The organism is Burkholderia sp. 9120 (assembly GCF_000745015.1).
In the GTDB taxonomy this organism is placed as follows: Bacteria; Pseudomonadota; Gammaproteobacteria; order Burkholderiales; family Burkholderiaceae; genus Paraburkholderia.
In genome coordinates, this window is the sequence record NZ_JQNA01000002.1 from 438,062 (window position 1) to 460,978 (window position 22,917).

Here is a 22,917-nt window from a genome sequence, read left to right on the forward strand (position 1 = left end):
GCGTCGGCGGTACGCTGATCAGCCACAGGAAGACCAGCGACAAGCCGCCGCCCACACTCCAGCTCAACCAGTCCGCAGGTAATAGCGTCATCAAAATCAGCTCCCCTTGTACTCGGCGGCGCTGGCCGGCGACATCGTGGCGGGCTTCCGGCTCGACGCGGGTGCAGCGGCAGGCGCAGCAGCCGACGATGCGCCACCCGACGCCTTATTGACCGGCGCGCCATCCAGTGAAATAGCGGCCTTGGGCTGCTCCTTGACGCCCGGCGGCGGCGCAGTCGGCGCCTGCCGGACCTGAGCCAGCAGTTGCGCGCACGGCAGCGGCTTGTTGTTGCTCGGCGCGAGCAGCGGAATCAACGCGGCAAACGGATTGATCAGCCCGAGCCCGACCGCCGCTCCGCCGCGCAGCGCCAGCGCCGCGGCATTCACGCCGACGTGCGGATCCTTGAAGGTGCCCTTCACGTACAGCGGCGAGCGCAGCGAAAACACCCGGAAGCCCTTGGTATGCGGATGCACGCCCAGATCCATGCTTTCGTCCCGCAGATTCACATTACCGTCGATGTTGATCACCGCGTCGTCGGTATCGAGCGCGAACACGCGCGAATCGAGCACGCCGTTGGTCGCCACGAAATCGGCGGCCGCGCAGTTGATTTTCACGTCGCGATTGCCGAACAGCTTTTCGTACACCACGTTCGCCACATTCAGCCCCGCCGCTTCCATGATCAGACGGCTCACGGTGCCGTCGGTGACGAGCGCCTTCACCTCGCCGTTCGAGGTCGCCGCCAGCGCCGCCGGCGAATTGCCGGTCGCGGTCAAGGCGGCGTCGCCGTTGATTTCGCCGAGCGCGTTTTGCATCGTCTTGAAGTTCGGGAACAGTTGCTTGAGCTTCAGATGCCGTGCCGACGTCGCGAAGCGCCCCTTCAGCGGCGTCGTGCTGCCGTCCAGATGAATGTCCGACGCGAGCGAGCCGCCGGCCACGCCGAACTTGAGCGGCTCCAGCGACAGCACGCCGTCGGTCATCACCACATGCGTGTAGAGGTCCGTGATCGGCAGATCCGTATTCTTGACGATGCGCCGGCCGGTGAATTTCACGTCGGCGTCGATCGCCTTCCAGCGGTCGGTGCGGAATTCCTCGACCGGCAGCACCTTACCGGACGGCTGCGCGGTCGCGTCACCACGCTTGGCCTTGCTGGCGTTTGAATCGGCGCCGATCACCGGCGCCAGATCGGCGAATTGCAGCAGATGCGACACCAGTTCGCCCTGCAATAGCGGACGCGGTTCACGCGCGGTGTAGGTCAGCGAGCCGTTCAGATCGCTGCCGCCCACCCGGCCTGTAAAATTTTCATACTTGAATACGTTGCCGGTGGACTTGAACTGGCCAACCAGACGTCCTTCGGTGGCATAGGGCGGGGTATCGGGCAAGGTCACGCCCGTCAGCGAATAGAGTCGCGCCATGCTGTTGCCTTGCAGCCAGAGACGCAGATCGACCGCCGCCAGATGCGCGGGATCGGTGATCGTGCCGACCAGGCCGACGTGCAGATCGCCCGCCTTGACGTCGGCCTGCACCGGGAACGGCCGGTCCGCGTCCTGCAGCGCCAGCACGCCGCCCACCTTGCCGCTGCCGGAGACCGGCGTCTTGTTGTAAGTCCCTTTGATAGTCCAGCCGATGGCGTACGGCGGAATCTCACGTTTCGGTGCGCCGCTTGCGTTGGCGTCGCTGCCGGCCGCCGTGCTCGCCGTCGCTGCTGCCGTCGCGCCCGATGCCGACGCCGCCGCGCTTGCGCCCTCGCTCGCGCCACCGGCGACCAGCGCGCCCGAAGCGCCCGTGGTCGGCGTGACGCCCGACGCGTTGATCTCCGTCGCCGAGGCCCCGGAAGCCGCCGCCGCCGAGGCCGCAGCAGCCTCCGACGCCGCCTGTGCATTGGCCTGCGCGGTCAGCTTGCTGGCGCCCGCGCGGCCGATCGCCTCCGCCGACGACTTGCGCGACGCCTCTTCCTGCTGCTTCATCGCTTCGCCGATCGGGATCGGTTGGCCGAGGGTGTCGATCGCCATCTGCAAATCGACCTTCTTCTGCTGATCGGACAGCGCGACGTTGCCCTTCGCGAACGCGATATCGTGCAGGTCGAGCTTCCATTCGGACGGCCCGCTCGACGACGCCAGTTTGAACGTCCAGTTATTACGCCCGTCCAGCAGGCGTTCGAGATCGACCGACGGATTCACGAGGTTGATTGCCGGAATCACGATGTCGTGCGCCAGCAGCGGCAGCACCTTGACCTGAAAGTCGATCTCGTCGAGCGTGGCGAACTGCGGCTGCTTCGTCCAGTCGGGGTTGCCCACCGTGATGTTGGCCGCCGAGAAGCGCGGCCAGGGCACCCAGGCGCGCCAACCGGTTTCGCCGACCGGATGCCGCCAGCCGACCTTCAGATCGCCGTTGATCGCGAACGGCCGGCCGATCGCCTGCGTGACCTTGTCGTCGATGTACGGGCGGGCGCGATTCCAGTCGAAGGTCAGAATGAAGATCACCAGCGCGGCGATCAGGACCACGATGATCGCGAGTATCCATCCGATGATTTTTCCGATCCGTCGCCCGACTGTGCTCGACCCTGCCATTGAAAAGCTCCGCTTTATTTCTACGTAGCGTATCGGGCAGCACGTATCGTGCCCGATTACGGTCGACTGCGGCCGATTGCAGCCGTTGGCGAAGGTTGCGCGGCCTGCGGCTCGTGTGGCTTTATCATGCCGCATGGCCCGGCCGCAGACCGGCAGCGATGACCCGAGGTTGACGGGCGTCATGACCGGGTCGCGGCGGCTTTCAGAACACGCCCTCCGCAGCCGAACCACCCCGCACCTCACTCATGACCGATGTTCCCTTTGTCCTCGCCGACGGCGTTGCCCGCCGCGACGCGCAGCGCGGCCAGATGCTGTTGCAGCCGACCCGTTTCGCTTTGTACGCGGGCGAGCGCGTCGCGATCACCGGGCCGTCCGGCTCAGGCAAGAGCGTGTTCCTGCGCGCGCTCGCGCTGCTCGATCCGCTCGATGCCGGACGCATCGTGTGGCATGGCGCGCCGGTGGAACGGTCCGTGATTCCGCGTTACCGGCGTAACGTCGCGTATATCCGTCAACGGCCCGCGTTGCTCGACGGCAGCGTCGAAGACAATCTGCGCTATCCGTTCGAGCTGCGCGCATATCGCGACGTGCGCTTCGATCGCGCGCGGGCGGCGAGCCTCGCCGTTCAGGCCGGCCGCGGCGCCGACTTTCTCGACAAGCGCGCAAGCGAGCTGTCCGGCGGCGAGGCGCAGATCGCCGCGCTGATCCGCGTGCTGCAACTCGCGCCCGAAGTGCTGCTGCTCGATGAGCCGACCGCGTCGCTCGACCCGGAGTCGTCGCACGCGATCGAAGGGCTGGTGCGCGCGTGGTTCGACGCCGAGCCTGGCCGTCATGCGTCGATCTGGGTGTCTCACGATCCGGCGCAAGCCGCGCGCATGAGCGAGCGGCATCTGACCATGCGCGCGGGTGTGCTCGACGAAACCGGGCAAGCCGCACAAGCCGATCCGACACGCTCCGCCGCGCCGATGCCTCAGGCTTCACCGCAGGACCACCAGCAGCTCGGCCAATGACCCTGCAAAACCTGAGTCTCTGGGACGTCGCGATCGCCGCGCTGCTGATCGTCGTGAACGGCGTGGTGTCGGTGGCGCTGAAGCTCGATCTCGAACGCCAGCTCGCGTGGGCGGCGCTGCGCACCGTCGTGCAGTTGCTCGCGATCGGCTACGTGCTCGGCTGGGTGTTCCGTTACGACCACTGGTTCGTGGTGCTGCCGCTGATGATCGTGATGACGCTGATCGCCGGTTTCGCGGGCGCGCAGCGCGGCAGCCGCACGTATGCCGGTCAGCGCGCGGACAGCGTGCTGTCGATCTGGGTCAGTTCGTGGCTGGTGGGCGCGGTCGGGCTGTTCGTGGTGATCCGGATTCACCCGTGGTACGAGCCGCAATATGCGATTCCGATCCTCGGCATGATTCTCGGCAATACGCTGACCGGCGTGTCGCTCGGTATCGAACGGATGACCGAGGAATTGACCGCGCGGCGCGACCGCGTGGACATGGCGCTCGCGCTCGGCGCAACGCGCTGGGAAGCCGCGCAGGTGCCGGCGCGCCAGGCGGTACGCGCGGGCATGATGCCGACGCTGAACCAGATGGCCGTGGTCGGCGTGGTGAGTCTGCCCGGCATGATGACCGGCCAGGTGCTGGCCGGTCAGTCGCCGTTGCAGGCCGTGCGCTATCAGATCGTGATCATGTTTCTGATCGCGGCGGCGTCGGCCTTGGGGACCGTGGGCGCGGTGCTGCTGACTTACCGGCGGCTGTTTTCGGCGGAACACCGGTTTCTGTCGGCGCGGCTGGTGGAGCGGGCGGCGGCGCGGCGCTGAGGTGTGACGCTAAGCGCAACGCCGGCAAGCAACGCCAGCATGCAACGCCGGGGTGCAACACCAGAATGCCACGCTCAAAGGCTGCGACCGGCAAGGGCTCGCAAACCCCGTGTGCGCCGGTTGCAGCCACGCCGCTCAACTCCCCCCTCAACGCTTCGCGCTGACCGCCACTTCCGTACCGTCGTTCAGCGTCAGCGTTTTCGTGCTGCCGTTGACCGGCATCGTGAAACGCAGAATCTGACTGACGCTCACGTCGTTCGGACACTTGAGCGTTTTGCCGCCGTTCGTCACCGTCTTGATGCCGTGCGGTGTCTGCGCCTGGAAGCTCAGTTGCACGCTCGCGGTGCCGTCGGCGGCGACCACCGGCGCGAAGCGGATCTGCGTCTGCCGGATCATCGCGCCGTTGGTATCGACCGGTAGCGACGCGTAGTTCGGGCAGGCATCCGTGGCGGCGACCGGGCCGCCCGGCGGCACGGTTTTCCACGTGAAGTCGTCCGATTCGCCGGAGCGGATCGTGCGCGTTTCCTGGGAATTGCCGAACTGCTTCGACGTGACGCGCACCGTGTAACGGATCGGACCGTCGAGCGCGGATTGGGAGGTCACCGTGATCGGCGTGGCCGCGTGCGCCGCCGGCACGAACAGGCCGGGCGCGAGCGCGCAAGCGAGAGAAGCGACAACGGACACGGCGGAGAGTTTGAAGCTGGAGCTCATACTATCACCTCGTTGTTGTGCCGCTGCGTGCCTGTTTCAGCGCGACTGCCGGGGCACCGCCCGGTGTGGGCCGTGCGGTGAGCGGGCCGGGGCTGGACTCGCCAGCCGGGTCGCGAGACACGCAACTGTTTTCGCATGATGCGTCACCAGTCTAACGCCTCGAGAGGCCGCGCGCGCTGCGCGGAGATCGGGTGTTACCCCGCTTGCGGCGCAGCGTTTTCTGCGCGTGTGAAGCGGAAAACGCGCGACGCCCGGCGCGCATCGCTGCGGCGCCGGCCTTGCATCGTCAAAGCGCTTTCAGCCGACGGCGCGCTTCAGAAACCCGTCAGCACCAGCTTGCCGATCGCGCGCCCCGCTTCGAGCAGTTGATGCGCACGGCGCAGATTCGCGGCATTGATCGTGCCGAGATCCTCGCCGACGGTCGTGCGCAACGCGCCCGCGTCGACCAGCCGCGCCACCTCGGTCAGCAGCTTATGCTGCTCGATCATGTCGGGCGTGCCGAACATCGAGCGGGTGAACATGAACTCCCAGTGGAACGCCGCGCTCTTCGCCTTCAGCAACTCGACCGGCACGGGCTTGCTGTTCTCGACGATCGTGCAGATGCCGCCTTGCGGTTTGAGCACTTCCGCCGCCGCCGGAAAATTCTTGTCGGTATCGTTGAACATCAGCACGTAGTCGACCTGATCGATGCCGAGCTTTTTCAGTTGCGCGGGAATATCGCCGAAATGATCGACGATGTGATCCGCGCCCAACTCCGTGGCCCATTTCGCCGATTCGGGACGCGATGCGGTCGCGATCACCTTCAGCTTCGCCAGTTGTTTGGCGAGTTGAATGCCGATCGAGCCGACCCCGCCCGCGCCGCCGAAAATCAGCACCGTGCGACCTTCGTCCGCGCCTTGCGGCGACACGCCGAGGCGGTCGAACAGCGCTTCCCACGCGGTGATCGCCGTCAGCGGCAGCGCGGCTGCGTGCGTGAAATCGAGCGATGCCGGCTTGTGCCCGACGATCCGCTCGTCGACCAGATGAAACTCGCTATTCGCGCCCGGCCGCGTGATGCTGCCCGCATAGAACACCGGATCGCCCACCTTGAACAGCGTGACCTCCGGGCCGACCGCGACGACCGTGCCGGCCGCGTCCCAACCGAGAATGCGCGGTTCTTTTTCGACGTTGTCTTTCGGCGCGCGCACCTTGGCGTCGACCGGATTGACCGAAATGGCCTCGACCTTGACCAGCAGGTCGCGGCCGGTGGCGTCGGGTTTCGGAATGTCGAGGTCCACCAGGGCTTCGGCATTGTCGATCGGCAGATAACGGTAGAGACCAACGGCTTTCATACAGACTCCTGTTCGTTCGGATGAGAGGAAGGATCGGTGACGCGGCGTCGCGCCATGTCGTCGATCCCATGAACGTCATCGTACGGCGATTCTTATTCGCGCAAAACCGGCATAATCTCTGAAACATCTTTTTGATTTTCAGAAGAATGACGCCTGCCAGCCCATTGCCCCGATCTTCGTCCGCCGAACGCGAGCGGCTCGACCTGCTCGACGTCGCGTTGTTCGTGCGCGCCGCGTTGCTCGCCAATGTGTCGGCGGCCGGCCGCGAGTTCGGCTTGTCGGCGGCGGTGGCCAGTTCGCGGATCGCGCAACTCGAAAAGCTGCTCGGCGCGCGATTGCTGCATCGGACCACCCGTCGCATCAGCCTCACGCAGGACGGTGAAGTCTTCATGACGCGCGCCGAAGCGCTGCTCGATGCCGCCGCGGCGGCGCGCGCGGCGGTTGGTCGCGGCCAGGCCGAGCCGCAGGGCCGGCTGCGGGTGTCGATGCCGTCGTCGTTCGGGCGCCAGCATGTGTCGCCGGTAATCAGCGAATTCTTGCGCCGCCATCCTGGCGTGAGCGTCGATTTGCGGCTGACCGATCAACTGGTCGATCTGGTCGACGCCGGCATCGACGTGGCGATCCGGATCGGCGTGCTGAAGGATTCGTCGCTGGTGGCGCGTCGTCTCGCGGTGAACCGCCGGGTGCTGTGCGCGTCGCCCCGCTATCTTGCGGAGAGCGGCACGCCGCGTCATCCGTCGGATCTGCCGCAGCACGAATGCATGATCCTGTCGGACCAGCGCGACTGGGGATTCGTGACGCCAGCCGGGCCGCTCGACGTGCGCGTGAGCGGACGCCTCGTGACGGATAACGGCGAAGTGATCCGCGACGCGTTGCTCGCGGGCTTCGGCATCGCACTCAAATCGACGTGGGACGTGGCGCCCTATCTACGCAGCGGCGAACTGATCAGCGTGCTCGACAGTTATCCGCTCGCCGAGCAGGTGGCGATCTGGGCGGTGTATCCGAGCCGCGCTTTCGTGCCGCCCAAAACGCTCGCGTTTATCGAGTTTCTTGCCGGGCATTTCGGCGATCCGCCGTATTGGGATGCGGCGGACGCGTGAGGTTTTTAGCGCGACGGCATGGTCGACGGTTGAGGCTCGGCGGTCGGCGGTCGGCCTCGTCAATGCTTGCCGCTGCCGCCGGTGCTTTTGCTCTTGCCTGTGCCTTTGCCATCGGAGTTGATGTCGGTGTGCGCGTCGTTCTGGGTCTTCTGCTGATACTCGTCGCCACCGCGACGGTCGGTGTCCTTCAGCCCGCGCTCCAGATCGCGATGCGCCTGCTTGCCGACATGGCGCGGACCGCCTTCATGTTGCGATTCCGGCTGCTGATCGGTTTCGTGCGGCAAGGGCGCGGACGCCTCCTGCATCGAACGGGGCTGTTTGTCGGCGTGCGGATCGGCCTTCCTGTCGCCGTCCGACGATTGCGGGGTGGTCTTCATGGTTGACTCCTTGTTGATCGAACGAGGTGATGGGCTGGATTGCCGATCGTCGATTGCCGATTGTCGTTAACGCGCACCTTCCAGCCGTTTTTTCATGGCCGCGGTGAGGCGCTGACGCGTCTTTGCATAGTCGGCCCACGGATCGCGCTTGAGGTCCGCCAGCCGCTCGTGCAGGTTCTCGATGGACCATTGATCGCCGGCCGTGGTGGCGGCGACTTCGTCCCACGACAGCGGCACGGAAACGCCCAGGCCGGGCCGCGCGCGCGCCGAGAAGGCGGCCACCGTGCTGGAGCCGCGGTTGTTGCGCAGATAGTCGACGAAGATTTTCCCCTTGCGATTCTGCGCGCCCATCTTCGCGCTGAAATGCGTGGGCAACGTGGCCGCCATGTGCTGCGCGACGGCTTGCGAGAAGCCCTTCACGTCGTCCCAGCCGGCCTGCTTCGCGAGCGGCACGACCACGTGCAGCCCTTTGCCGCCGCTCGTCTTGCAGAACGACGCAAGGCCCAACTCTTCGAGCAGCGAACGGGTCAGATGCGCGGCCTCGATCATGCGCTGCCAGTCGAGCGATGTGTCCGGGTCGAGATCGAACACCATCCGGTCGGGCTTCTCGATGTTCGACACGACGGCATTCCATGTGTGGAATTCGACCGTGCCCATCTGGGCCGCGCCGATCAGCGCCTTGAGCGTGTCGACGGTGATCAGCGGCGGATGGCCGGGGTCGAGGCCGGGATGCTGCTCGACGTTCGGAATCGACAGTTTCTGACTATGCTTCTGAAAAAACAATTCGCCGCCGATGTCCTCGGGCGCCCGCACCAGCGAGACCGGCCGGCCTTTCAGATGCGGCAGCATCCAGTCGGCGATGGATTCGTAGTAGCGCACGAGGTCGATTTTGTGCGTGCCGGTGCTTTTGTCGATCACGCGGTCGGGGTGCGAGACGCGCACGTTGGCGACTTCGGTGGGGGATGCTGTGGGTCTGGCTGATTTGGCGGTGACGGGCTTTGTCGCGCGTTTTGTTGCGGTGGCTGGCGTGGTGGATTTTGCGGTGGGTCTTTTCGACGACGCGGATTCCTTCGTTGCGCTTTTCGGCGCAGTAGTCTTCGTCGTCGCGGTTTTTGTCGCAGCGGTTTTTGTCGCGGCAGTTCTAGCTGCAGTCGTATTCCTCGCACCGCGCTTCTTCGGCGCAGCGTCGGACGCGGTATCGGTTTGTTCCTGCACGTCGGCTCCTTGACGGGGGGCTTCCTTGACGATCTGGCGCGCCGGTTTGTCGTTGCGCAAACTCACGAACGACGCCTGCCGCACGATGCCATCGCCAGTCCATTCGGCGAAGTTGCACTCGGCGACGAGCACCGGCTCGATCCAATGGACCGGCGTGCGGCTGCGCTCGCGCGGCGCTGAGGCAAACGGCATGCGTTGCGTCTCGTGAGCATCGAGCTGCTTCTTGAGCGAGCGCAGCAGCGCGGCGTCGAAGCCGGTGCCGACGCGTCCCGCGTAGCGCAATTGACCGTTGCCGTCGTAGACGCCGAGCAGCAGCGCACCGAACGCCGCGCGGCTACCGGCCGGCTCCGAGTAGCCGCCGATCACGAACTCCTGGCGTCGCCGGCACTTCAGCTTGATCCACGACGACGAGCGCCCCGACAGATAACCGCTGTCGCGTCGCTTGCCGATGATGCCTTCGAGCGCCATATCGCAGGCGCTTTTCAGCAGATCGTCGGCGCTGAATTCGAAATCGTTCGAAAAGCGCAGCACGGAGTCGTCGACGTCCTCAAGCAGCGCACGCAGGATGGCGCGGCGCTGTTCGAGCGGCACGCCGCGCAAGTCGAAGCCGTTCAGGAAAGGCAGATCGAAAAGATAGACGACGATGTCCTGCGGGCGATTCGCGTCGAACGCGTTTTGCAGCGCCTGGAAGCTCGGCACGCCGTGTTCGTCGAGCACGACCGCTTCGCCGTCGAGCCACGCGCTGTCCACGCCGAGCCGCTCCAACGCCTTGACCTGCTTGCTGAACTTCGCGGTCCAGTCATTGCCGGCACGGGTGAATAGCTTGATCCTGGCGGTTTTGGCTGTTGAGTCGATGCGGGTCAGGATGCGGTAACCGTCGAACTTGATTTCGTACGACCACGCGTCGCCCGGCGGAGCGCTGTCGATGAGTGTTGCCAGTTGCGGCTTGAGGGTGGCGGGCAAGCGGGCTTTGAGCGCGCCTTCTATCGACGGTGATTGGGCAAGCTCACGCAGCGACTGGGCCGTACGTGTCGCGACGATGTCGGGGCGGTTGCTGCGGTCTTTTTTTGCGGGGCGAGTGTGGGAATGAGCGACGGAGCCCTTGTCGGAGCCCTTGACTGAGTCCTTGCCGGGCTTGTCGTCGAGATCCTTGCCTGCACCCCGCTCTGCCCGCTTCGGCGTGGCGCGGCTTCGCGCCGCCGTCTTCGCTCCTTTACCCCGCGAAGAAGCACTGTCGCCCAGCACACTCCCCGGCCGCGCCATCAGCACGTCGTACTCGCTTTCCTCGCGCGCTTCGTCGTCGCGCTCCTTGATCAACAGCCACTGCTCCTTGTCGCCGCTGCCGCGCATGTGGCTGCGCACGAGCGTCCAGCCGCCGTGCAGCTTGTCACCATCGAGCCTGAACTTGAGCTTGCCCGCCTCGTAGGATCGAACTGCCTCCTTCGTGCCGCCAAGCGGCTCCCACGTGCCACGATCCCAAACGATCACTGTCCCCGCGCCATAATTGCCCGGCGGAATCTCCCCTTCGAACGAACCGTACTCGACCGGATGATCCTCGACATGCACCGCAAGCCGCTTCACCGACGGATCGAGACTCGGCCCTTTCGGCACGGCCCACGACAGCAGCGTACCGTTCAGTTCGAGCCGAAAATCGTAATGCAGACGACGAGCGTGATGCTCCTGGATCACGTACGACAAGGCGTGGTCCACGTCGCGCGACGCACTTTTCCGTGCGGTTTTCTTGCCGCCGACGCGCACGCCCGAAGGCTCCGGCGTTTCGTCGAAACGTCGCTTGCGGGTGTAGAGATCGAGTCGGTCGGTCATGGCGGTGACGTCGTCGCGGATTGGAAGAGTGTGGGCTGTCTGTCGCGCGTGGGGCGGGTCGTCAAGCGGCCGCGCGGCGTTTACGCGCTGCCGGTGCGGATGTTGATGCGGCCTTTGACTTCTTCGCTGACTTTGATGCGGCACGGCTTGCGTCGCCGGCACTGCTGGTCCGACTGCGCGTCGTGCTCGCCGCACCGGCTCCGCGCGTCGAACGAGGTTTTTTGCGAGCCGGGGCGCTCGCTTCGGCATCCGCCTCGTCGCCCGTATCGCCTGCGTCGTCTTCATCGGCGGCGGCACGCTTGCGGCCGCCGGTCGCCGGCTTGCCTTTGCCGCGTCCCAGACTGCGTTTGAGCAGATCGGACAGATCGAGAATATCGGCCGAGCGACGCGACTCGCGCGGCGTTTCGACTTCAGTGATCTCCTCGGTCTTACCCGCCCGGATCTTGCGATCGACCAGCGACATGATGTCGTCGTGGAACGTGTCGTGATAGTTCGACGGGTCCCAGGCGTCGCTCATGTCCTCGATCAGCTTTTTCGCCATGTCGAGTTCGCGCGTGCTCACGCCGGCGGCTTTCATGCCGTCGGCCGGCAGCTTGAATTCGTCGAAGTCGCGCACCTCGGCGGCCCAGCGCAGCGTATTGAGCGCCAGCACGGGCCCGACGGGAATCAGCGCGGCAAGATGCTGTTTGTTGTGAAGTACGACGTTCGCCACGCCGATCTTGCCGGTCGCCTTCATCGCTTCGCGCAGCAGCGCGTAGACCTTTTCACCCTTGCGGTCCGGCGTCAGGAAGTAGGGCGTGTCGAGATAGAGGAACGAGATGGCCGGCGCGTCGACGAAAGCGAGAATATCGACCGTCTGTGTCGACTCGGGATTCGCCGAGCGAATCTCGTCGTCCGACAGCACGACGTACTTGTCCTTCTCGTATTCGAAGCCGCGCACGATGTTCTCGCGCGTCACGTCTTTGCCGGTGCGCTTATTGATCTGCTTGTAGCCGATCGGGTCGATCGTGCGTTTGTCCAGCAGATTGAAACCGACTTTCTCCGACTGCGTCGCCGGATACAACTGCACCGGCACGTGGACGAGGCCGAAGCTGATTGCGCCCTTCCAGATCATGTGTGCCATCATCCGCTCCGTTGGCCCGAGAGCTTAGGTGAAGCAGATGGCGTGCCACGGGGTGACGCTGCGGATCGGCGCGCAGCGCGGTGATGCGGCGCTGACTGCGTCGAGACGCGGGTTGTAAGTCTTGCGTCAGACTGGCAAAAGCTACGGAGCCGGGTTCCGCTATGCAGCTCGGCGCTACCCTACGAAGCGGGCCGCCGCGCCAAGAAACCCGCCGCTACTGTACAAAGCTAGCCTTCGCTCTACGAAGCCAACCTCTGTGCTACGAAGTCGGCCGCCTCGCCAAGAAACCCGCCGCTGCGCTACAAAGTCGGCCGCCTTGCCAAGAAACCGGCCGCTGCGCTCCAAGCCACCGGCCGCGCCTACAGCGCCACCGGCACCGCGGCGAAGCCTCGAAACCGCACACGCCCGCCGCGCGTCGGCTCACCGTCCAGCCGGTAATCCGGAAACCGCTGCACAAACCGGCCGATCGCAATCCGCGCCTCCAGCCGTGCGAGCGACAACCCCGCGCACTGATGAATGCCGAAGCCGAACGCGAGATGCCGGTTCGGCGTGCGACGAATATCGAACCGGTCCGGCTCCGCGAATTGCTCAGGATCGCGATTGGCCGCGCCGATGCACAACGTGAGCGGCGTGCCGCGCGCGACCGCGAAGCCGCCGATCTCGGTGTCGACCGTCGCCATCCGGTTGCCCAACTGATTCGAACTTTCGAAGCGCAAACATTCCTCGACCGCGGACTCGATCAGCGACGGCTCGGCCAACAAAGCGCCGCGCGCCTCAGGCCACTCGGTAAGCGTGACGAGGCCGTTGCCGATCAGGTTGGTGGTCGTCTCATGCCCGGCGTTCAGAATGAAAATGCAGTTCTGCAGGAGTTCCATCTCCGACAACTGCTCGCCACCCTCTTCGCCCTGAATCAGACGCGTCAGCACGTCGTGCTGCGGGTCGCCCGGCTCGCGCCGCCGCCGCGCGACCAGATCGCGCAAATAGGCGACGAATTCGCTCACCGCGCGATTGCCCCGCTCGAGTTGGGTGTCGGTCAGCGACGGTTCGAGCGCGCCGAGTATCGCAAGCGACCAGTCGCGCAACGGCTCGCGCTCAGCGTGCGGCACGTCGAGCAGGTTACCGATAATCTCGACCGGAATCGCCGATGCAAACGCGCCAATCAGATCAAGGCGCCCGCGTTCGGCGGCCGCGTCGAGCAGACCATCGACGAGACGGACCAGCCCCGGTTCCATTGCCGCGATCGCGCGCGCCGTCAACGCCCCCGCGATCAGTTTGCGCACGCGCGTATGACGGGGCGGATCGTTGAAAACCAGACTCGTTGTGTGATGCGCGTAGAGCGGCGAGTCGCCGTACTTCGGTTTGAATTCGACGGTCTTGTCGGAGCTGAAGGTTTTCGGATCGCGATAGACGGCCTGGACGTCACGAAACCTTGTCAGAAACAAGGAGCCGTCGGGCATGCGGCGGATCGGTTCGTGTGTGCGTAGCGCGTGGTAGACCGGATAGGGGTCGGCGTAGAACGCAGGGTTCAGATGGCGCAGATCGAACTCGCGCGCGAGGGTGGATGGATCGCTGGCGGTCGCCGGGGGCATGCGTTGTCTCCGTAAGGGGTGCGCCTCATTGGTTTGTGTCGTTGCACTTCGTGCCGTGCCGTGCGAGGCGCCGGGTGGCGCTTGCGTAGCTGAGGCGGCGTCGATGGCTGCAACGACGAAGAGGCGTCGTTCGATGCGCCAGTATGAACCGCGCAGGTCAGGATTGCACCCGCCCGTGCTCCCCGAACGCCCGCCGACGACCCGTTACAATAGCGGGATTTTCCGCGCGCGCTGCGTCCCCGTCCTCTTCTGCGTCTCTGCGTCGTCCATGAACCTCGTCATTCAAAGCCCTGCTCCTCTTTCCGTCGACCATCACAAAACGCTGATCGCGCTGGCACGCGGCTCGCACGCCACCCCGATCGACGCGAACGCGCTTCGCATTGCCGACGCCAACGTCGACCAGCGCGCCGACCTTGATGTCTACTGCGCTACCCATCGACTGGATTACGCCTTCGTCGAAGCCGGCCGCGAGCTGCGTGACTTCGGGCTGGTCGCGATGGACATGGATTCGACGCTAATCACGATTGAATGCATCGACGAGATCGCCGATTTCTGCGGCCTGAAAGCCGAAGTCGCCGCGATCACCGAGGCCTCGATGCGCGGCGAAATCAAGGATTTCAACGAGAGCCTGACGCGTCGCGTCGCCCTGCTCCAGGGTCTCGACGCCAGCGCGCTCGAACGTGTTTACGAAGAACGGCTGCAACTCTCGCCCGGCGCGGAACAGATGCTGGCGGGCGCCAAGGCCGCCGGATTAAAAACGCTGCTGGTGTCGGGCGGTTTCACGTTCTTCACCGAAAAACTGAAGCAGCGCCTGGGCCTGGATTTCATCCGCGCCAACACGCTCGAAATCGTGGACGGCAAGCTGACCGGCAAGGTGATCGGCGAGATCGTCAACGCCGACGTGAAAGCACGCACGCTGCGCGAAATCTGCACCCAGTTGAGCATCAAGCCGACTCGCGCGATTGCCATGGGCGACGGCTCGAACGATCTGAAGATGATGGCCGAAGCCGGATTGTCAGTGGCATTCCGCGCAAAGCCGGTGGTGCGCGAAGCGGCTAGCGTGGCGTTCAACTACGTGGGACTGGATGGTTTGTTGCGGCTGTTCTGAAGCGTAACCGCTGGCGGACTTTTACGAAGTGCCGCCAGCCGAAATCCTGCCGACCGGCGTTGACCGGGTGGCTTATCTATTTAGGATATCGATAAGAAGTGCCACGGACGTGAGCAGTGCAGTGACAGTCGCAAAGGTGCCGACGCGCACCACAAAGCGTTCGACATTTTCGCTGGATTCGAAATAAGTGGCTATTGTCTTCATACGTACCTCGCTGAAAACCGCAGTCTAAATGCCCTGCTATCTGAAAAAACCTATAGTGGATAGGCGTGAATGAATGCAAACAAAATAGCGGCGGCAGCCACCAGGAAAATCGACGTGCCGATCGCAGCTCGCGGAAATCCTCCGGCAACGAACGCGGTGCGCTGAGCGCGCCCCCTTGCTCTTGCCCGTTCGTCATGCGCGTCGAGCAGGCACGCCATGACGATGACCGAACACGAAAAGCCAACCAGACAACAGGCCACCGTGCCGATCTCCAGCATCGACACGTTGTCGCTCCCGCGCTCCAACTCCGTCAATCCCTCATAAATCGCGGACGCACATAAACCGGTCGCACACCAGAACAGTTGGCCGTCTTTCACCGACGCGGCGATCAGTGTTCCCGCGGCGCGCCAGCCGCGCGCGGGGGCGACGAGCGCGAGCGTAAAGATCGGGCCGATGATCGGCACGCCAAGATTCAGCAACGTCCAGAAGAATAGATTCATCGACACTCACCATGATGGGGCAACCGTTAGTCGGGATGCACACCATCGTAGCGGCGCAACGTCGCGCTGAACATTCGGCCGGATGGTCAGGTCAACCGGCTATCTTGACAAACAAAAAAGCCCACCGGGAGCATGTCCCGATGGGCTTGACCGTCCTTCGAATCTTCAGCGAATCGTCGACGAATCTTCGCGGGATACGGCTCAGTCGTTCAACCCAACGCCGCCAGACTCTGTTCGATATCCGCGCGCAGATCCGCCGCTTCTTCGAGACCCATGTAGAAGCGCACCAGCGTGCCGCGATGCGGCCATTGCCCGGCAGTACGCATCGACGCGACGTCGTACGGCATCACGAGGCTCTGCGCGCCGCCCCAGCTCCAGCCGATCGAGAAGAGTTCGAGCGACTCGCAGAACGTGTCGATTTGCGCCGCGCTGTAGCGACCGTCGAACACCACGGAAAACAAACCGCCCGCGCCCGTGAAGTCGCGTTTGAAAAACTCGTGACCCGGGCAATCGGCCAGCGCCGGGTGCAACACCGCGGCGATTTCAGGCCGCGTCTTCAGCCAGGTGGCGAGTTCGAGCGCCGCCCGGTCATGCTGCGCGAAGCGCAGTTGCATGCTCGGCAGGCTGCGCAGAATCAGCGAACAATCGTCCGACGACACGCCGATCCCCATGCGCATACGCGCCGCTTTCAGCTTCAGATGCAGTTCGCGATCGACGGTAATCGTCGCGCCCATCAGCACGTCGCCGCCGCCTGACTGGTATTTGGTCAGCGCCTGCACCGAAATGTCGACGCCGTGGTCGAACGGCCGGAAACCGAGCCCGGCCGACCACGTGTTGTCGATCGCCGTGACGACGTTGCGCGCCCGCGCCACCGCCGTGATCGCCGGCACGTCGGCGACTTCCATCGTCACCGAGCCGGGCGCTTCGAGCCAGATCAGCCGCGTGTTCGGCTGGATCAGATCGGCAATGCCCGCGCCGATCAGCGGATCGTAATAGCGCACCGTGACGCCGAAATCGCGTGCCAGCCAGTCACCGTGATCGCGGTTCGGCGAGTAGACGTTATCGGGAATCAGCACGTCGTCGCCCGCCTTGACGAGGCCGAAATACACGTTCGAAATCGACGACAACCCGGACGGCTGCAGCAGCGCGTGATGGCCGCCTTCGATCGTGGCCAGCCGCTGCGCCAGCACCAGCGAAGTCGGCGTGGCGTGCAGGCCGTAGCGCCACTGCGCGTCGTTTTTCCAGTCGAGCGCGCGCATGGTCGCGAGATCGGGGAACACGACCGTCGACGCGCGCGTGACCGGCGTCGAGAACGACTCGAAGCCCGGCGTGAGCTGGTCCTCGGCTCGCACGATACGAGTTTGCAGAGCGCGTTTGAGTTTGGATTGGGTCATGGTGAGATTCGGTGAAAGACAGACAGAGACGAAGAGTATGCGGTTTCAGGACAGACGCCGCAGCGGTCGCAGCCGACACAGTCGGCGAGCCGGCGTGGTGTTGTCTCGTGCATGGACGCGCGCACGGACTCGCTCACGCGCGGACTGTGAGGCCCGCGCGTGAGCGGCTTCATTCGCCGGTTTGCAGATTGCTGACGCCGCCCACGGCGTGGCCGCCGTTTGCGGGCGCCGAACCCGGCGCGGCAACCACTCCGCCCGCGGACGCCTGCGGTGCAGCGACCGCCTGATTCGCGCCGACCGCCGCAGTCGCCGAGGCCGGTGCGCCGGGACGCGGCACCGCCTGTCCCGCTGCCAGCGGCTTCAGATCGAACGGCTGCGGGTCGGAATCGTCGACATTCATACGATCGCCCGCCACCGAGCCGTCCGCTGCGAACTTGCCGACCCAGTTGCCGGTGATATGCGTGCCGTCGTTCGATTCCTCGACCTCGAGCGTGTCGCCGTCGTGGTCGCCGGCGATCAGGATCACCTCGCCGGTGTCCGTGAATTGATACTCGCCGTGCACGCCGGACGGATCGTCGGTTTTCGCGCCGAGTCGCAGCACGATCTGACGCGCGCCCAGCATGCCGGCGTAGCGTGGGAATTTCGCGAACTCGGGGCTCGGCTTGAGCGGCAACTGGATCGCCGGTGGCGCCGCCAGCTCCTTTACCGCGTCGCTTTCCGCCCAGGCCTGCGTGGGCATCCACGCCCCCGCGCCGGCACACAGCAACGCGGCAACACTCATCACGGCCCAACCGCGCCGCCGCTTTGCAGCGTGCTTTGCTCCGCGCTCTGCTGCGTTCTTCGCTGCGTTTTTCGCGTTCAATTCCTGCATCAAAACCTTCCTCGTTGCTTGCTACCTGCTTGCTAGCTGCTCGCGACGATCGCGACCGTCGCGAGCTTCAGATCTCGAATCTCGGACGCGGAATCAGACTCAGATCCGTTCGAAGATCGCCGCTATCCCTTGTCCGCCGCCGATGCACATCGTCACCAGTGCATAGCGGCCGCCGACACGTTGCAACTCATACAGCGCCTTCACGGTAATCAACGCGCCGGTCGCCCCGATCGGATGACCGAGCGAAATGCCCGAACCGTTCGGATTCACCTTGGCCGGGTCGAAGCCGAGCTCCTTGCTGACCGCGCAAGCCTGCGCGGCGAACGCTTCGTTGGCTTCGATCACGTCGAGATCGGCGACCGTCAAACCCGCGCGCTCCAGCGCCTTGCGGGTGGCCGGCACCGGACCGATACCCATGTACGCCGGATCGACACCCGCATGCGCATACGACACCAGCCGCGCGAGCGGCTTGATGCCGCGCTGCTCGGCGACGCTGCGCTCCATCAGCACGACGGCCGCAGCGGCGTCGTTGATGCCCGACGCGTTGCCGGCCGTGACCGTGCCGTTTTCCTTCGCGAACACCGGCTTGAGCTTGGAAAAGTCTTCCGGCGTGGCGTTCAGGCGCGCGTGTTCGTCCGTATCGAACACGACGTCGCCCTTCTTCGACGGAATCGTGATCGGCAGGATCTGGTCCTTGAAGTAACCGTTCGCGATCGCGTTGGCCGCGCGACGATGCGATTCGAGCGCGAGCGCGTCTTGCGTTTCGCGTGAGATGTCGTACTGACGCGCGACGTTTTCGGCGGTCACGCCCATGTGGATCGACTGGAACGGGTCGTTCAGCGCGCCGACCATCATGTCGACGAGGCGCGCGTCGCCCATGCGCTGGCCGAAGCGGGCGGCGGGCATCGAGTACGGCGCGCGGCTCATGTTTTCCGCTCCGCCGCCGATCGCGATGTCGGCGTCGCCGAGCAGCACGCTTTGCGCGGCCGAGATGATGGCCTGCAAGCCCGAACCGCACAGGCGGTTCACGGTCAACGCGGGCGCGTGCTGCGCGACGCCGCCGTTGATCGCGGCCACGCGCGCCAGATACATGTCTTTCGGCTCGGTGTGCACGACGTTGCCGAACACCACGTGCCCGACTTCGTCGCCCGATACGTTGGCGCGCGCCAGCGCTTCACGCACGACGCGTGCGCCGAGATCGGTCGGCGGAAAATCCTTCAGACTGCCGCCGAAACCGCCGATTGCCGTACGCACACCGCTCACCACCACTACGTCTCGTTGCATCGCTCGCTCCTCTTCTAGTCTCTCAAGATAATCTTGCCGGGGGCCTGCCGCGCTTTACTTCCAGGCGCGTGGCGTCAGGCCGCCAATTGCTGTTCGACGGTTGCCCGCGAAGGAATCGGCGCGACCGCGCCGTAGCCTTGCGTGGACAGCGCTGCGGCGACGTTCGCATAGCGCGCCGCGGTAAAGGGATCGTCACCCGCCACCACACGCGCGATAAACGCGCCGCCGAAGCAGTCGCCGGCACCGGTGGCGTCGACGGCATTGACCGTATAGCCCGGCACGACGCGCCGCTCGTCCGGCGTCGCGATGTACGAGCCTTCCTTGCCGAGTTTGAGCGCGACCACGCGCGGGCCGTGCGACAACAGGAAATCGACGATTTCGTCGCGGCCGGTCAAACCGGTGAGGTCGGTCACGTCGTCCCAGCTCGGCAGGCAGATGTCGGTCTGGCGGATCGCCTCGAGCATCACGGCGCGAGCCCGTGCCAGCGGCCACAGCTTCAAACGCAGGTTGGTGTCGAAGCTCACGCGCACGCCATTGGCACGCGCATGCGCGATCGCTTCCAGCGCCGAGTCACAGGCGCTCAGGCTGATCGCGAGGCTGATTCCGGACAGATGAACGACCTTGGCCGCGGCAATCGCGTCGCGCGGCAGATCGTGCGGCGCATAGCGGCTCGCGGCCGAACCGGCGCGCAGATAGTCGAACGCGTGGCCGTCAGGCCCGTGCGACACGAAATACACGCCGGTGGACGCGTGCTGATCGACGTTGACCAACGCCGTATCCACCAGCTCGCGTTCCCACAGATCGATCAGCAGACGACCGAAATGATCCGCGCCGACCGCGGACACGAAACCGGTCCGTGCGCCTTGCCGCGCGGCGGCGATGCAGAAGTTCGACGTATCGCCGCCGAAGCCTTGCAGATAGTTCGGCTGATCTTTCGCCGACTGGTTGAATTCGATCATCGCCTCGCCGAGCGCGAGGATCTCGGGAGTCCGTGCCGGCTGGGCAGCGGTTGCGCTAACCGTCATTGTTTAAACCTCGCCCCACAGATCGTGGCCGTCGGCGCCGGTGATCTTCACCGACACGAAATCGCCGACCTTGTAGCGCTTCGACGCCTTGGTTGTCGGCGCGATATACACGACGCCGTCGATCTCCGGCGCGTCTGCCGCGGTGCGACCGATGCCGCCGTCGGCATTGATCTCGTCGACCAGCACTTTCAGCGTCTTGCCGACCTTCTTCGCGATGCGCTTCGCCGAGACTTCTTCGGCCACTTCCATGAAACGCGCGCGACGTTCTTCGCGGACTTCGTCGGGCAACGCACCGTCGAGTTCGTTGGCCGTGGCGCCTTCCACCGGCGAGTACGCAAAGCAGCCGACCCGATCCAGTTCCGCTTCGCGGATGAAGTCGAGCAGCGTCTGGAACTGCTCTTCGGTTTCACCCGGGAAACCGGCGATGAACGTGCTGCGGATCGTCAGATCCGGGCACATTTCGCGCCACTTCTTCACACGCTCCATCACCTTCTCGGCGTTGGCCGGGCGCTTCATGCGCTTGAGCACTTCCGGATGCGCATGCTGGAACGGCACGTCGAGGTACGGCAGCACGTGACCCTTGTACGGGCCTTCGGCCATCATCGGAATCACGTCGTCGACGCTCGGGTACGGGTACACGTAGTGCAGGCGCACCCAGGCGCCGTACTGCGCGGCGAGTTCGCCGAGCGCGCCGACCAGGTCGGTCATGCGCGTCTTGATCGGCTTGCCGTTCCAGAAACCCGTGCGATATTTGACGTCCACACCGTAGGCGCTCGTGTCCTGCGAAATCACCAGCAGTTCCTTCACGCCGGACTTGAACAGGTTTTCCGCTTCGAGCATCACGTCGGCGACGGGGCGCGACACGAGGTCACCGCGCATCGACGGGATGATGCAGAACGTGCAGCGGTGGTTGCAGCCTTCGGAAATTTTCAGGTACGCGTAGTGGCGCGGCGTGAGCTTCACGCCGGCGGCGGGCACGAGATCAATGAACGGATCGTGCGGCTTCGGCAGATGGGTATGCACGTGCTGCATCACTTCGCCCAGCGCGTGCGGGCCGGTCACGGCCAGCACCTTCGGGTGCACTTCTTCGATCAGGCCGGAGCCGCTCGCGCTCTTCTTCGCGCCCAGACAGCCGGTGACGATCACCTTGCCGTTTTCGTTGAGCGCTTCGCCGATCGCGTCGAGACTTTCCTGCACCGCCTCGTCGATGAAGCCGCAGGTATTGACGACCACGAGGTCCGCGCCGTCGTAGGTGCCGGAAATCTCGTAACCTTCGGCGCGCAACTGGGTGATGATCTGCTCGGAATCGACGAGGGCTTTCGGGCAGCCGAGGCTAACGAATCCGACCTTCGGAGCTGAAGCGGTCGGCGCGGCGGGGGAAGTGGTCTGCGACATAGGTGGGTCCGGCGTATAGCGGTGACGGTAACGACAATGGGGACGGTGCAAGACGATGCAATACGGCCTGCGAGGCGACGACACAGCCCCGGGCGAACGCCCGCACACGCAGCCTACTATTGTACCGTGCTGGCGGGCGGCTGTTCGCGCGCCGCGTGAGCGCCATGTGCGCTGCAAGCGGACCATGCTCTGGTTGGCCGCTGCAAATGAAAACAGCCGCTTAAGCGGCTGCCTGGCGGTCCAGGACCGTATTTGTCGCCGAGTTGCCCCGTTCGACGGTCGATCAGGCAGGGCCTGATCGTTATAGGATCGTAAGCAACCGACGCTCGCCTGGCAATACTCCGATTGTCGTAGGATCCGGCGCAAAACCCTTGGGCGCCAACGACGCTTCGATCACCTCAAGAATCTCCCGCGAATCATGCAACCTTCGGATCGACGCATGCAGCTCAACGGCCTGCGACCAGGTGCGCTTCAGGTAGCTCAGCCACATCTTGACGCGCCCGTGCTCGTGAAGATGCGTGGCACGAGCCTGCAATTTACGCAGATACCCGGCGATATAACCCAACACGATCGGCCATTCCTCATCGGAGGGATTTCGCGCCATCAGGCCGCGTATGCGCAGCGCCAGAAACGGATCCGACACCGCGCCACGTCCGATCATCACGTCCTCACAGCCGCTGACCGCCCGGCATCGCTCCCAGTCCGCCACCGTCCACACTTCGCCGTTCGCAACGACCGGCACGTCGACGGCGGCGTCGATCGCGGCGATCCACTCCCAGTGGGCCGGCGGCCGGTAACCGTCGTCGCGGGTTCGGGCATGCACGACGAGAGACGCCGCGCCCGCTTCCGCCAGCGCCACCGCGCAGTCAATTGCGAGCGATGTATCGGCCACGCCGAGGCGCATTTTCGCGGTCACAGGCAGGCTCGCCGGCACCGCCGCGCGCACGGCCGAAACAATCCGGTGCAGTTGTTCAGGGTCGCCCAGCAGCATCGCCCCGCCGCCGTGCTGATTGACGATCTTCGCGGGACAGCCGAAGTTCAGATCGACCCCATGCGGTGATAGCCGAGCCGCACGCTCCGCGTTGGCGGCCATCCATTCAGGATCGCTACCGAGCAACTGGATCACCGTCGGCGTGCCGCTGAGAGTACGGCCACCGTGCAGGATTTCAGGCGCTTCCCGTTCGTAGACGCGATCGGGCAGCAGCGAGCCCGTCACGCGGACGAATTCGGACACGCACCCGTCGAAGCCGCCCGTGCTGGTCAGCACGTCGCGCAGCACGTAATCGGCGACCCCTTCCATCGGGGCGAGAAACAACCGGCTCACGGCGAGGCGAGCGCCGCGTCAACGCAGCGCTGTTGCCGGAAACAGGTGGGAGTGGGACATCCACGAAACATGAGATTGACCGTCGGAGTGGGGATGGAATGGGCGGCCAGAGCGCCCTCTCCGAA

At 64.9% G+C, this 22,917-nt stretch carries 18 protein-coding genes; 4 read left to right on the forward strand and 14 right to left on the reverse strand.

Going from position 1 to position 22,917, the window contains the following annotated elements:
* Positions 1 to 96: 96 nt before the first annotated feature.
* Positions 97 to 2,607: an AsmA family protein gene (locus FA94_RS10195; protein ID WP_035550366.1), complete on the reverse strand. Its 2,511-nt coding sequence runs from the start codon at positions 2,605 to 2,607 to the stop codon at positions 97 to 99.
* A gap of 245 nt (positions 2,608 to 2,852) precedes the next feature.
* On the opposite strand from FA94_RS10195, the gene FA94_RS10200 reads away from it, so the two are divergent.
* Positions 2,853 to 3,614 carry an ABC transporter ATP-binding protein gene (locus FA94_RS10200; protein ID WP_035550369.1) on the forward strand — a complete coding sequence of 254 codons (762 nt, stop codon included), beginning with the start codon at positions 2,853 to 2,855 and terminating at the stop codon, positions 3,612 to 3,614.
* Positions 3,611 to 4,417, forward strand: coding sequence for an ABC transporter permease (locus FA94_RS10205; protein WP_035550372.1), 807 nt, complete (start codon positions 3,611 to 3,613; stop codon positions 4,415 to 4,417). The genes FA94_RS10200 and FA94_RS10205 overlap by 4 nt, the downstream gene beginning before the upstream one ends.
* Positions 4,418 to 4,564: 147 nt before the next feature.
* Here FA94_RS10205 and FA94_RS10210 read toward each other — a convergent pair whose 3' ends face one another.
* Both FA94_RS10210 and FA94_RS10215 read right to left on the reverse strand, forming a co-directional pair.
* Positions 4,565 to 5,128: a DUF6013 family protein gene (locus tag FA94_RS10210; RefSeq protein ID WP_035550375.1), complete on the reverse strand. Its 564-nt coding sequence runs from the start codon at positions 5,126 to 5,128 to the stop codon at positions 4,565 to 4,567.
* A 314-nt stretch (positions 5,129 to 5,442) separates the two neighbouring features.
* Positions 5,443 to 6,459, reverse strand: a complete 1,017-nt coding sequence (locus FA94_RS10215) for a zinc-binding alcohol dehydrogenase family protein (RefSeq protein WP_035550379.1) — start codon at positions 6,457 to 6,459, stop codon at positions 5,443 to 5,445.
* Between the two features lie 146 nt (positions 6,460 to 6,605).
* Between FA94_RS10215 and FA94_RS10220 the strand changes: the two genes are divergently transcribed.
* Positions 6,606 to 7,559, forward strand: coding sequence for a LysR family transcriptional regulator (locus tag FA94_RS10220; RefSeq protein ID WP_035550381.1), 954 nt, complete (start codon positions 6,606 to 6,608; stop codon positions 7,557 to 7,559).
* 59 nt (positions 7,560 to 7,618) lie between these two features.
* Here FA94_RS10220 and FA94_RS10225 read toward each other — a convergent pair whose 3' ends face one another.
* From FA94_RS10225 to FA94_RS10240, 4 genes are all read right to left on the reverse strand, one after another.
* The gene (locus FA94_RS10225) at positions 7,619 to 7,936 is read right to left on the reverse strand and encodes a hypothetical protein (RefSeq protein WP_035550383.1); all 318 of its coding nucleotides are present in this window, start codon (positions 7,934 to 7,936) and stop codon (positions 7,619 to 7,621) included.
* Between the two features lie 66 nt (positions 7,937 to 8,002).
* Positions 8,003 to 10,975, reverse strand: a complete 2,973-nt coding sequence (ligD, locus tag FA94_RS10230; RefSeq protein WP_035550385.1) for a DNA ligase D — start codon at positions 10,973 to 10,975, stop codon at positions 8,003 to 8,005.
* A 61-nt stretch (positions 10,976 to 11,036) separates the two neighbouring features.
* A complete protein-coding gene (gene ku, locus FA94_RS10235; protein WP_035550388.1) occupies positions 11,037 to 12,098 on the reverse strand; it encodes a non-homologous end joining protein Ku in 1,062 nt (353 codons plus the stop codon).
* Positions 12,099 to 12,457: 359 nt separating this feature from the next.
* Positions 12,458 to 13,687, reverse strand: a complete 1,230-nt coding sequence (locus FA94_RS10240) for a cytochrome P450 (protein WP_035550390.1) — start codon at positions 13,685 to 13,687, stop codon at positions 12,458 to 12,460.
* 268 nt (positions 13,688 to 13,955) lie between these two features.
* On the opposite strand from FA94_RS10240, the gene serB reads away from it, so the two are divergent.
* Positions 13,956 to 14,795, forward strand: a complete 840-nt coding sequence (gene serB / locus FA94_RS10245) for a phosphoserine phosphatase SerB (RefSeq protein WP_035550393.1) — start codon at positions 13,956 to 13,958, stop codon at positions 14,793 to 14,795.
* A 254-nt stretch (positions 14,796 to 15,049) separates the two neighbouring features.
* Here the strand turns inward: serB and FA94_RS10250 are convergent, their stop codons facing one another.
* From FA94_RS10250 to FA94_RS10280, 7 genes are all read right to left on the reverse strand, one after another.
* Positions 15,050 to 15,499 (reverse strand): hypothetical protein, encoded by a 450-nt coding sequence (locus FA94_RS10250; RefSeq protein ID WP_035550395.1) that lies wholly within the window; start codon positions 15,497 to 15,499, stop codon positions 15,050 to 15,052.
* 209 nt (positions 15,500 to 15,708) lie between these two features.
* Positions 15,709 to 16,893, reverse strand: coding sequence for a cystathionine beta-lyase (locus tag FA94_RS10255; protein ID WP_035550398.1), 1,185 nt, complete (start codon positions 16,891 to 16,893; stop codon positions 15,709 to 15,711).
* Positions 16,894 to 17,062: 169 nt separating this feature from the next.
* Entirely contained in the window at positions 17,063 to 17,674 is a 612-nt protein-coding gene (locus tag FA94_RS10260; protein ID WP_156126801.1) for a hypothetical protein, read from the reverse strand.
* Between the two features lie 189 nt (positions 17,675 to 17,863).
* On the reverse strand, positions 17,864 to 19,048 hold the full coding sequence (gene bktB, locus FA94_RS10265; protein WP_035550404.1) for a beta-ketothiolase BktB: 1,185 nt from the start codon (positions 19,046 to 19,048) through the stop codon (positions 17,864 to 17,866).
* A 74-nt stretch (positions 19,049 to 19,122) separates the two neighbouring features.
* A complete protein-coding gene (locus FA94_RS10270; RefSeq protein WP_035550406.1) occupies positions 19,123 to 20,073 on the reverse strand; it encodes a sugar kinase in 951 nt (316 codons plus the stop codon).
* Positions 20,074 to 20,076: 3 nt separating this feature from the next.
* Entirely contained in the window at positions 20,077 to 21,468 is a 1,392-nt protein-coding gene (gene rimO / locus FA94_RS10275; RefSeq protein ID WP_035550410.1) for a 30S ribosomal protein S12 methylthiotransferase RimO, read from the reverse strand.
* A 301-nt stretch (positions 21,469 to 21,769) separates the two neighbouring features.
* Entirely contained in the window at positions 21,770 to 22,792 is a 1,023-nt protein-coding gene (locus FA94_RS10280; protein ID WP_051980519.1) for a tRNA dihydrouridine synthase, read from the reverse strand.
* Positions 22,793 to 22,917 lie beyond the last annotated feature (125 nt).

Coding starts and splice junctions, on each gene's coding strand:
- FA94_RS10195 (WP_035550366.1), bottom strand. CDS start 2,607: ATGGCAGGGTCGAGCACAGTCGGGCGACGGATCGGAAAAATCATCGGA.
- FA94_RS10200 (WP_035550369.1), top strand. CDS start 2,853: ATGACCGATGTTCCCTTTGTCCTCGCCGACGGCGTTGCCCGCCGCGAC.
- FA94_RS10205 (WP_035550372.1), top strand. CDS start 3,611: ATGACCCTGCAAAACCTGAGTCTCTGGGACGTCGCGATCGCCGCGCTG.
- FA94_RS10210 (WP_035550375.1), bottom strand. CDS start 5,128: ATGAGCTCCAGCTTCAAACTCTCCGCCGTGTCCGTTGTCGCTTCTCTC.
- FA94_RS10215 (WP_035550379.1), bottom strand. CDS start 6,459: ATGAAAGCCGTTGGTCTCTACCGTTATCTGCCGATCGACAATGCCGAA.
- FA94_RS10220 (WP_035550381.1), top strand. CDS start 6,606: ATGACGCCTGCCAGCCCATTGCCCCGATCTTCGTCCGCCGAACGCGAG.
- FA94_RS10225 (WP_035550383.1), bottom strand. CDS start 7,936: ATGAAGACCACCCCGCAATCGTCGGACGGCGACAGGAAGGCCGATCCG.
- ligD (WP_035550385.1), bottom strand. CDS start 10,975: ATGACCGACCGACTCGATCTCTACACCCGCAAGCGACGTTTCGACGAA.
- ku (WP_035550388.1), bottom strand. CDS start 12,098: ATGGCACACATGATCTGGAAGGGCGCAATCAGCTTCGGCCTCGTCCAC.
- FA94_RS10240 (WP_035550390.1), bottom strand. CDS start 13,687: ATGCCCCCGGCGACCGCCAGCGATCCATCCACCCTCGCGCGCGAGTTC.
- serB (WP_035550393.1), top strand. CDS start 13,956: ATGAACCTCGTCATTCAAAGCCCTGCTCCTCTTTCCGTCGACCATCAC.
- FA94_RS10250 (WP_035550395.1), bottom strand. CDS start 15,499: ATGAATCTATTCTTCTGGACGTTGCTGAATCTTGGCGTGCCGATCATC.
- FA94_RS10255 (WP_035550398.1), bottom strand. CDS start 16,893: ATGACCCAATCCAAACTCAAACGCGCTCTGCAAACTCGTATCGTGCGA.
- FA94_RS10260 (WP_156126801.1), bottom strand. CDS start 17,674: ATGAGTGTTGCCGCGTTGCTGTGTGCCGGCGCGGGGGCGTGGATGCCC.
- bktB (WP_035550404.1), bottom strand. CDS start 19,048: ATGCAACGAGACGTAGTGGTGGTGAGCGGTGTGCGTACGGCAATCGGC.
- FA94_RS10270 (WP_035550406.1), bottom strand. CDS start 20,073: ATGACGGTTAGCGCAACCGCTGCCCAGCCGGCACGGACTCCCGAGATC.
- rimO (WP_035550410.1), bottom strand. CDS start 21,468: ATGTCGCAGACCACTTCCCCCGCCGCGCCGACCGCTTCAGCTCCGAAG.